The 9,018-nt window shown below is 67.7% G+C and carries 10 protein-coding genes; 6 read left to right on the forward strand and 4 right to left on the reverse strand.

Annotated elements, in window-relative coordinates:
* Window positions 1-41: 41 nt before the first annotated feature.
* Entirely contained in the window at window positions 42-488 is a 447-nt protein-coding gene (locus F573_RS0103610) for a hypothetical protein (RefSeq protein WP_018869793.1), read from the reverse strand.
* 140 nt (window positions 489-628) lie between these two features.
* Between F573_RS0103610 and F573_RS0103615 the strand changes: the two genes are divergently transcribed.
* Both F573_RS0103615 and msbA read left to right on the forward strand, forming a co-directional pair.
* Window positions 629-1,126, forward strand: coding sequence for a SprT-like domain-containing protein (locus F573_RS0103615; protein ID WP_018869792.1), 498 nt, complete (start codon window positions 629-631; stop codon window positions 1,124-1,126).
* Between the two features lie 105 nt (window positions 1,127-1,231).
* On the forward strand, window positions 1,232-3,025 hold the full coding sequence (msbA, locus tag F573_RS0103620) for a lipid A export permease/ATP-binding protein MsbA (protein ID WP_019021487.1): 1,794 nt from the start codon (window positions 1,232-1,234) through the stop codon (window positions 3,023-3,025).
* A gap of 246 nt (window positions 3,026-3,271) precedes the next feature.
* On the opposite strand, the gene F573_RS0103625 is transcribed toward msbA, so the two are convergent.
* From F573_RS0103625 to F573_RS0103635, 3 genes are read right to left on the reverse strand one after another with little or no spacing between them, the layout of a single operon-like run.
* Entirely contained in the window at window positions 3,272-4,552 is a 1,281-nt protein-coding gene (locus F573_RS0103625) for a 3-deoxy-D-manno-octulosonic acid transferase (RefSeq protein WP_019021488.1), read from the reverse strand.
* Window positions 4,552-5,124 (reverse strand): D-glycero-beta-D-manno-heptose 1,7-bisphosphate 7-phosphatase, encoded by a 573-nt coding sequence (gene gmhB / locus F573_RS0103630; protein ID WP_019021489.1) that lies wholly within the window; start codon window positions 5,122-5,124, stop codon window positions 4,552-4,554. Before gmhB ends, F573_RS0103625 begins: the two co-directional genes overlap by 1 nt.
* Window positions 5,121-5,696, reverse strand: coding sequence for an SIS domain-containing protein (locus F573_RS0103635; RefSeq protein ID WP_019021490.1), 576 nt, complete (start codon window positions 5,694-5,696; stop codon window positions 5,121-5,123). Before F573_RS0103635 ends, gmhB begins: the two co-directional genes overlap by 4 nt.
* Window positions 5,697-5,836: 140 nt before the next feature.
* On the opposite strand from F573_RS0103635, the gene F573_RS0103640 reads away from it, so the two are divergent.
* The 4 genes from F573_RS0103640 to F573_RS14760 form a co-directional block, all read left to right on the forward strand.
* Entirely contained in the window at window positions 5,837-6,868 is a 1,032-nt protein-coding gene (locus F573_RS0103640; RefSeq protein WP_019021491.1) for a lysophospholipid acyltransferase family protein, read from the forward strand.
* Window positions 6,858-7,967 (forward strand): glycosyltransferase family 9 protein, encoded by a 1,110-nt coding sequence (locus tag F573_RS0103645; RefSeq protein ID WP_019021492.1) that lies wholly within the window; start codon window positions 6,858-6,860, stop codon window positions 7,965-7,967. The genes F573_RS0103640 and F573_RS0103645 overlap by 11 nt, the downstream gene beginning before the upstream one ends.
* 17 nt (window positions 7,968-7,984) lie before the next feature.
* On the forward strand, window positions 7,985-8,740 hold the full coding sequence (locus tag F573_RS0103650) for a sulfotransferase family 2 domain-containing protein (protein ID WP_019021493.1): 756 nt from the start codon (window positions 7,985-7,987) through the stop codon (window positions 8,738-8,740).
* A 132-nt stretch (window positions 8,741-8,872) separates the two neighbouring features.
* Window positions 8,873-9,018: helix-turn-helix domain-containing protein (locus tag F573_RS14760; protein WP_155986640.1), on the forward strand; the 146-nt coding region annotated here is incomplete at its 3' end.

Below are 9,018 nucleotides of genomic sequence, written 5' to 3' on the forward strand. Positions count from 1 at the left end.
GAGGGGGAGGGGCGGACCGCCCGCTCCCGGGTGCCCCTTTCTCAGGCGGCCTTGTAAACGCCGCGACGCGGCGACGTCAGACGACCCTGACGCTTGAGGTAGGCCAGCGTCTGGCTGATGTTGCGGGTATCCAGCCCGGCCTTCTCGGCCTCGGCCTTGATGTCCTTCACGCTCATTTCGGGCTGAGAGGCCACGATGTCGCACAGCTTCTGGCTGATGGAACCACCGCCGCCGCGACGCCCGCCGCGTGCGGACGAGGCCTTCCGCCTGCCCCCGACGCGCCCGCCCAGTTCCTCGATCTGGCGATCGATTTCGCGCAGTTCGGCCTTGTGCCGGGCGAGCATTTCGCGGCGCTTTTCTTTCAGCGCCTCGCGTTTTTCCTTGCGCTCGGCTTCCTTGCGTTCCTCTTCCTCGCGCTCGCGTTCGCGCGCCAGGGCATAAAGTTCCTCGGCCGAGAGTTCGGAGGCCTTCTTGTCATCCACGGTCATACTTTTCTCCATTGTTCGTTTCGTTCTCTGCCCGCTCCGGAGGACTTACATACCGGAGCGGGCCACAGGCACAAAATGTTGCGTTCGATCCATCTTTTGACAAATATGCCACGAAACCCGGCGCAAAACCAAAACATCGCATGAATCTCGACCCTGAAACCCGCGACCGCATTTGCCGACGCACGCGTTCCTTTTATATCGAGGCCACCGGCCACCCGGCGTCTTCCACCCCGGCGGTTCTTTTTGATCTGCGCGGCCGCGCCGCCGGTCAGTTCCGGGTCCACCGCGGCCATCCAGCCATCCGTTTCAATCCCGAGGCTTTTGTACGCGACTGGAATACGCATTTCCCGGAAACCATTGCACACGAAGTCGCCCACGCCGCGGTCCATGTCCTTTATCGCGGACGCCGGGTCCGTCCGCACGGCGCGGAATGGCAGGCCATCATGCATCACCTGGGGGTGGCACCGCGGGTGCGGCATGCCACCCCGCTCACACCCGCACGCCGGCAACGAACCTATGCTTATATCTGCGACTGCACCCACCACGCGCTCAGTCCGCAACGACATGCCCTGATCCAGAAAAAGGGGTATCGCTACCAGTGCCGGCATTGCGGGGGCTGGCTGCGCCCGGCCGAATAACGAGCCCACGGACTCCGCAGCCGTGCCGCGGCAGTCTGTTATCATGCCTGCCCGGTTTCGCAGCCAATCCCGCAGCCGGCGTTCCGACCAGGACCCCGCAATCGCATGAAGAGAAAAGCCCTCGACGCCACCCACCCCAGCGCCGGCGAATCCTGGCGCCTGTTCCTCCGCATCTTCGAGTTCATCAAGCCCTACTGGCGCATGGGGATCGTGGCGATCATCTCGATGATCCTGGCCGCCGCCGGACAGGCCGCCTTCGCCTGGATCATCCAGCCGCTGGTGGATGGCACGTTCATCGAACAGGACCCCGATGCCCGCATCTGGGTCCCGCTGGGGCTGGTCGGGATCTTTTTCTTCTATGCGTTCACCACCTTTGCCGCGCAGTACACCGTGGCCTGGGTCGGGCGCAAAGTGGTCAAGGACATCCGGCAGGCGGTATTCGATCAGTATCTGCGACTTCCGGCGGGGTTCTTTGACCGCCATTCCTCCGGCACCCTGCTGGCCAAGCTGACCTATAACGTCAATCAGATCAGTGCCGCGGCCTCCAAGGCGATCCTGATCCTGGTCAAGGACAGTTTCACCATCCTGTTCCTGCTGATGTACATGACCTGGCTCAGTGGCTGGCTGATGCTGATCGTGTTCGGGCTGGCGCCGGCGGTGGCCCTGGTCATCAGCGGGGCCAACAAGCGTTTTCGCAAGTTCAGCCGGCGCATGCAGCGTTCGGTGGGGGATTATGCCCAGGTTGCGGAGGACAGCATCCGCGGACATTCGGAAGTCAAGATCTTTGGCGCCGAGGACTATGAATCCGACCGCTTTCGCAAGATCAATGACCGCCACCACCGCCAGTTCATGCGTTACAAGACGGTGGAGGCCGCCAGCCAGCCCCTGTCACAGTTCGGTGCGGTCATCGCGCTCGCGATCATCGTTTATCTCGCCACCATGGACATGGTGATGGAAACCATCACCCCCGGGGGCATGATTTCGTTCATCGCGGCCATGCTCCTGCTGCTTCCGCCGCTCAAGCGGGTGGTCAAGGTCAACTCGGAGATCCAGAAGGCGCTGGCCGCGGGCGAGAGCGTGTTCGAGGTACTGGATACCGCCCCGGAGCCGGATCACGGCGAACGCCGCCTGGAACGGGCCGAGGGACATATCGAGGTCGACCATGTCTGGTTCCGCTATCCCCAGACCGAGGACTGGGTGCTGCGCGACATCTCGCTGGAGATCCGGCCCGGGCAGACCGTGGCCCTGGTCGGACGTTCCGGCAGCGGCAAGAGCACCCTGGCAAGCCTGGTCCCGCGCTTCTACGAGCCCGAGCACGGCGAGGTGCGCCTGGACGGACACCCGGTGCGGGAATATCCACTGCGCGACCTGCGCGGGCAGATGGCGCTGGTCAGCCAGCAGGTGGTGCTGTTCAATGACACCGTGGCCAACAACATCGGCTACGGCCTGGCGCGCGAACCCTCCGCCGAGGAGCTGCACGAGGCTGCGCGCGCGGCCAACGCCCTGGAGTTCATCGACGACCTGCCCGACGGCTTCGACACCGTGGTGGGCGAGAACGGCGTGATGCTCTCCGGCGGGCAGCGGCAACGGCTGGCAATCGCCCGCGCCCTGCTCAAGGACGCACCCATACTGATCCTCGACGAGGCCACCTCGGCGCTGGACTCGGAGTCCGAGCAGAAGATCCAGGACGCCCTGGAACAGCTGATGCGCGGGCGCACGACCCTGGTGATCGCGCACCGCCTGTCCACGGTGGAAGACGCCGACCGCATCCTGGTGCTGGACGACGGCCGGGTGGTGGAATCCGGCACGCACAACGAGCTGATGGAGGCCGGCGGGCATTACGCCGCGCTGCAGAAGGGCCAGTTCGGCGAGGAGGAACAGGCCGGCCCCGAAGAGTGATCTTCCGGCGGTGACCGGAGATGCTGCGATTCAAACGGATGCGCCCGGAGAGTGAGTCATCCGGCGGTTCCGGGGAGTGACCCGGGCCCTGTCGGTTCGCGTGCGAGCACGCTTCCACGGGCGGGGTGATGCGAACAGAAAGGTGGGAGCGTGCTCGCACGCGAACATGGCCGGTGGACGCCCTCGATCCGGCCATAACCGATCGGCAGGTTCTGTGCCAGGGAGCCGCGCGGCCCCGGCCCGCAATCAGCCGGTCGCCGCCGTCTCTTCCAGCACGTCCAGGACCCGCGCCACGGCGCCACGCCCGGAGGCCACCACATCCTGGCCGGCCGCGGCCATGCGCCGCCCTCGTTCCGGGGCGTCGAACAGTTCGGCCAGTGCCGCGCCCAGCGCGTCGCCATCGGCGACCTCGATGCGGGCATCCACGGCATCCAGGGCGCGGGCGACGGAGGCGAAATTCGACACGTCCGCACCGGTGAGCACCGGTCGCCCCAGGGCCGCCGGCTCCAGCAGGTTCTGTCCGCCCAGTGGCACCAGACTGCCACCGACGAAGGCCACGTCGGCCGCCGCGAGATAGAGCCCCATCTCGCCGAGGGTATCCCCCAGCAGCACGTCGGCCTCGCGGTCCGCGCGGCCGGGCGCGTCCGCCAGCAGCGAGCGTCGCGCCACCGACAGGCCCGCGTCCGCGGCCGCCCGCGCCACGGCATCGAAACGCTGCGGGTGACGCGGCACCCAGATCAGCCGCGCGTCCGGATGGCGCCGGCGCAAGGCGGCATGGGCCGCCAGCACGGCCTCGTCCTCGCCCTCGCGGGTACTGACCGCCGCCCACACCGGCACCTCCGCGGACCACAGGGCGGCGCGCAGTGCCGCGCCCCCCTCGGCGCCCGCAGGCGGATCGCGATCGAACTTCAGGTTGCCGCCCACCTCGACCCGCGACGGCGGCGCGCCGAGGATGCGAAAGCGCTCCGCCGCAGCGGCATCCTGCGCGAGGATCCGCCGCGGCACGCCCAGCACCTCCCCGATCAGCGGCTGCCGGCCCTGATAACGCCGAAACGCACGATCCGAGAGCCGACCGCTGGCCAGCACCAGAGGCACCCGGGCGCGCTCGCAGGCCGCGAACAGATGCGGCCACAGTTCGGTCTCCACGATCACCCCGGCACGCGGTCGGGCCGCGGCCACGAAGCGCCGCACGGCGCCGGGGAGATCCAGCGGCAGAAAACGGTGGTGGACGTTCTCGATGCCCGCCGCGGTGATCCGCGCCGCACCCTCGGGCGTAGTGGTGGTCACCAGCACGGACACCCGGGGGAATCGCTCGCGCAGCCCCCGTATCAGCGGCAGGGCGGCCTCCACCTCGCCCACCGAGGCGGCATGCACCCACCATGCCCCCGACGGCGGCGCGGCACCCCGGCCCAACCATTCCAGGCGGCGCGCCGCGGGTACGTGGTTGCGCACGGCACGCCGCCACAGGACCGCGCCCATGACCGGCGCCAGCAGGCGTGACAGGACCGCGTAACCGGCGCGCCGCATCAGGAGCGTTCCGTCTCCAGCAGCGCCGCCGCCTCCTGCAGGGAACGGATCCGGCGTGCCTGCGGATCCGCCTGCAGCGCGGCGGCCTGATCCGCATCCGGGGTCTCCGGGGCGAACAGCAGCCGCGTTCCCACCCCGGCACGGCGCGCGGCCTCCAGGTCGGAGGGACGATCCCCCACCAGCACCGAATGCGCCAGATCCACGTCCAGCGCGTCCCGCGCCCGCAACAGCATGCCCTGGGCCGGCTTGCGGTCCGGGCAGTCGCGCCGCCAGGGCTCCAGCGCATCGCGCGGATGGTGCGGGCAGTGATAGACCGCATCCAGACGTCCGCCGCGCTCGGCAAAACGGGCCCGCATCCACTGCGTCAGCCGCTCGAAGTCGTCCTCGCCGTAGTACCCGCGACCGATGCCGGACTGGTTGGTGACCACCACCACGGGGTAGCCGGCGGCACCGGCCCGGGCCACCAGCTCGAAGATCCCGGGCATGAAATCGAAGTCCTCGGGCCGGTACACATAGGCGTGATCCACGTTGATCACGCCATCACGGTCGAGGAACAGCGCCGGCCGGCTCACGGCGCCGCGTCGCCCTGCGCGCGGGCGACCAGGGCATCTTCCACCACGGCGCACAACAGATGCCCGATCAGCCCGTGCACCTCCTGCACCCGTGCGGTCGCGGCGTCCGGCACCGCCAGCAGATGGTCCACCGTGGGACCGGCGGGCAGCCCCCGCGCACCGGTCAGCGCGACCGTGGTCAGGCCCTGGCGCCCGGCGGTTTCCAGCGCGCGCAGCACATTGGGGGACTCGCCCGAGGTGGTGAAGCCGACCAGTACGTCGCCGGGGCGCCCCAGCGCCTCGACCTGCCGCGCGAATACTTGCTCGTAACCGAAGTCGTTGGCGATGGCCGTCAGCACCGAGGTGTCGGTGGTCAGCGCAACCGCCGCCGCGCCCGGCCGCACCACGCGGTAACGGCACACGATCTCGGCCGCGATGTGCTGGGCATCCGCCGCACTGCCGCCGTTACCCGCAAGCAGGATCTGGCCGCCGGCATCCAGGCTGGCCAGCCAGCGCCGCGCGACGGCCTCCACCTCCCCGAGGAATTCCGCATCCTCGGCCAGTTGTCCGAAAAGCCGGCTGGCGGCCTGCAACTCTGCTGCGATCCCTTCCTGCACGCGTTCCTCACTTTCGGGGGGCGACCCCGGAGACGGCCACCGGCGACGCCCCGTCCCGGCGGTCCCGAATGTACAATGCGCAACATTATCTACCCGACACCCGACTTCGACCAACGATGACATCGCAACGCCGCGAACAAGCCTGGCATCCGGCCAACTGGGGACAGGCCCTGGCCGTCGCCCTGCTGTGGCTGCTCGCCCGCCTGCCCTGGCGCCTGGCGATCCGTCTGGGCACCGGGCTGGGCCACCTGCTCTACTACCTGGCGCGGGACCGGCGCTACGTGGTGCGCCGCAACCTCGAGCTGTGTTTCCCGGACCTCGCCCCGCAAGAACGCGAACGCTGGGTGCGCGCCAACTTCGGCTACACCGGTCGCGGGGTGGCCGAGGTGGCACTGGGCTGGTTCGGCGGACCGGCGGTGGACCGCGTGCCGTGCCGCTTCCACGGGATGGAGCACCTGGAGGCGGCGCACGACGCCGGTGACCCGGTGATCCTGCTGTCCGGGCATTTCTCCTGCATCGAGATGGCCGGTCGGCTGTTCGGCGCGCAGGTACCCATGGCCGCGATCTACAAGCCGATGGACAAGAAGCCGGTGCTGGAACGCGCCCTGCGCTCCGGTCGCGAGCGCAAGCTGGAACGCGTGATCTCCAAGGACGACATCCGCGGGATCCTGCGCAAGCTGAAAAAGGGCGGGACCATCTGGTACGCCGGCGACCAGAACATGCGGCGCACCGAGCAGGTGTTCGCCCCGTTCTTCGGCATGCAGGCCTCCACCACCACCGGCCTGTCGCGCCTGGCGCGCATGGGTCGGGCGCGCGTACTGCCGATGTTCTATTACGTGAACGACGCCGGTGACGGCTACGAGTTCGTGGTGGGGCCACCGCTGGAGGACTACCCGAGCGAGGATCGCGCCCGCGACGCCGCACGCATGAACGCGGTGCTGGAAGACGCCGTCCGGCACGCACCGCAGCAGTATTTCTGGGCCCATCGGCGGTTCAAGACCCAGCCCGAGGATGCACCCGACCCGTACCCGGGCCTGCACACCAAGCATATCGGGCGCATGCCCTGGCAGAAGAACAAGAAAAAGAAGGCCCTGAAGAAAAAGCGCAAGAAGGCCGCCCGCGAACAGGGCCCGGACGATGCCTCCTGAGTACTCGGCCGACCGCCCGCTGATCGAGGCCCCGCCGGACGAGCTGTGCCTGCTGCGGCTGTCGGCCCTGGGTGACTGCACCCACGTCGTCCCGGTGGTGCGCAGCCTGCAGGCCGCCTGGCCGCAGACCCGCATCACCTGGATCATCGGGCGGCTGGAACACCGGCTGCTGGAAGGACTGCCCGGGGTCGAGTTCGTGGTCGTGGACAAGAACCGCGGCCGCCGCGCCTACGGCGACCTGCGCCGCGCCCTGCGCGGCCGCCGGTTTGACGTGCTGCTGCAGATGCAGGTCTCGCTGCGCGCCAGCCTGCTGGGCCTGCAGGTCCCCGCGCGTCTGCGCCTGGGCTTCGACCGCCAGCGCGCGCGCGACTTCCAGTGGCTGTTCACCCGCCACCGCATCGCCCACCGCCCGCGAGAACACGTGCTCGACGGCTTCTTCGGCTTCGCCGAGGCACTGGGCGTGCGCGAACGCATCCTGCGCTGGGACATCCCGGTGCCGCGGGAGGCCCGGGCCTGGGCCGAAGAGCACCTGCCCGCGGACCGACCCTGGCTCGCCATCAACCCGTGCTCCAGCGCCCGCTTTCGCAATTTCCGCAACTGGGCACCCGAACGCTACGCGGCGGTGGCCGACCACGCCGCCGAACGCCACGGCATGGGCATCGTGCTGACCGGCGGCCCCACGCAGCTCGAGCGCGAATACGGCGAGGCCATCGCCGCGCAATGCCGCCACCCCGTCACCAACCTGGTCGGCCGGACCGACCTCAAGCAGCTGCTGGCCGTGCTCGAACGCGCGCAGGTGCTGGTCTCGCCCGACTCCGGCCCCGCCCACATGGCCAACGCAACCGGCACCCCGGTGATCGGCCTGTACGCCGGCTCGAACCCCGACCGCACCGGCCCCTATTGCAGCCGGCAATGGGTGGTCAACCAGTACCCCGAGGCCTGCCGGGCCGCGTTCGGCAAGCCGCCCGAAGACCTGCGCTGGGGCCGGCGCGTGCGCGAACCCGACGTGATGGAGCGCATCACGGTGGCCGAGGTCACCGAGCGCCTGGATGCCCTGCTGGCGAACCGTCCGAGCCAAATCTTGCCAAGCGCTCCCTGAGCCGACACCATTCAGGGATGTCGTTCGTAACGCGGAATATCGAGAACCTGCAGGTCCTCACCCACGCATACCTGCCCATGTGTCAGAAATACGGATGGCGCAGGGTCAACCCGGCTGGCTTGAAACGCATTGCCGTCTTCCCGAAGACCGGGATCCTTTTCAACCGGGTCAAGAAGAATGCCAACACCACCACGCTCGGAATCCTGACCGAACTCGAGACAGGTCAGACACCTCATCACAAGACCATAAAAAAAACCACACCCATCCTCGGTTGCAAAAACCAGGCGCGCGCCCACCGAAATCTCGAAAAATACTCAATCATCACGGTCAAACGGAACCCATATACCCGAGTCCTGTCCGCATTCCTCGAAAAGTTCCGCCACGAACGGTTCAGACACCGCCATGGTCAGTTTGACCTGACACCCGAGGGGTTCGACTCCTTCTTACGCTGGCTCGATGAAGGCGGCCTAACCAAAGACCCCCACTGGGACCTGCAAATCAAACTAATGGCACTCCCGCCGACCCTATATGACACGGTCATCCGTTTCGAACATTTCGCGGACGATCTCCGACATCTACTTCAGGAACGCACCAACCAGCCCTTACCCTCTGCCCTGCATGCGACCTACGCCTCGGACAAGGACAAAGCCACGCGCGCAGCCTCACAGCTCAACGAATTCTATACAACCGAAGCCGTTCAGATCGTTCGCCGCATCTACCGCGTTGACTTTGACCAGCTGGAGTACGACGACACCTCATTTCCATCTTCCTAAGGGGAGGCGGACCGCACGGATATACCGACACCTGAATTCATAGAATAACTGCAACGCCTGAACCCGGAAGGGGTGGGCCAGCTGCCGCCGTAGAATGGGTGGCTCTCACCCCAAACCCATTCAGGCGTACCGATGAGGCACTACAGGCAGCTGACCCAGGAAGAACGATATCAGATCAGTGCGTTGCGCGGGCTGGGGCGCTCGCAGGGGGCGATTGCGCGGACGCTGGGCCGCAGCCCGGGCACGATCAGTCGCGAGCTGAAGCGCAACGGCGATGG

Origin of the sequence: Thioalkalivibrio sp. ALE23, assembly GCF_000378545.1 — a bacterium.
Lineage (GTDB): Bacteria > Pseudomonadota > Gammaproteobacteria > Ectothiorhodospirales > Ectothiorhodospiraceae > Thioalkalivibrio.

Excerpts from the sequence above, each read along its gene's own strand:
- F573_RS0103610 (WP_018869793.1), bottom strand. The coding sequence starts at position 488 with ATGACCGTGGATGACAAGAAGGCCTCCGAACTCTCGGCCGAGGAACTT.
- F573_RS0103615 (WP_018869792.1), top strand. The coding sequence starts at position 629 with ATGAATCTCGACCCTGAAACCCGCGACCGCATTTGCCGACGCACGCGT.
- msbA (WP_019021487.1), top strand. The coding sequence starts at position 1,232 with ATGAAGAGAAAAGCCCTCGACGCCACCCACCCCAGCGCCGGCGAATCC.
- F573_RS0103625 (WP_019021488.1), bottom strand. The coding sequence starts at position 4,552 with ATGCGGCGCGCCGGTTACGCGGTCCTGTCACGCCTGCTGGCGCCGGTC.
- F573_RS0103640 (WP_019021491.1), top strand. The coding sequence starts at position 5,837 with ATGACATCGCAACGCCGCGAACAAGCCTGGCATCCGGCCAACTGGGGA.
- F573_RS0103645 (WP_019021492.1), top strand. The coding sequence starts at position 6,858 with ATGCCTCCTGAGTACTCGGCCGACCGCCCGCTGATCGAGGCCCCGCCG.
- F573_RS0103650 (WP_019021493.1), top strand. The coding sequence starts at position 7,985 with ATGTCGTTCGTAACGCGGAATATCGAGAACCTGCAGGTCCTCACCCAC.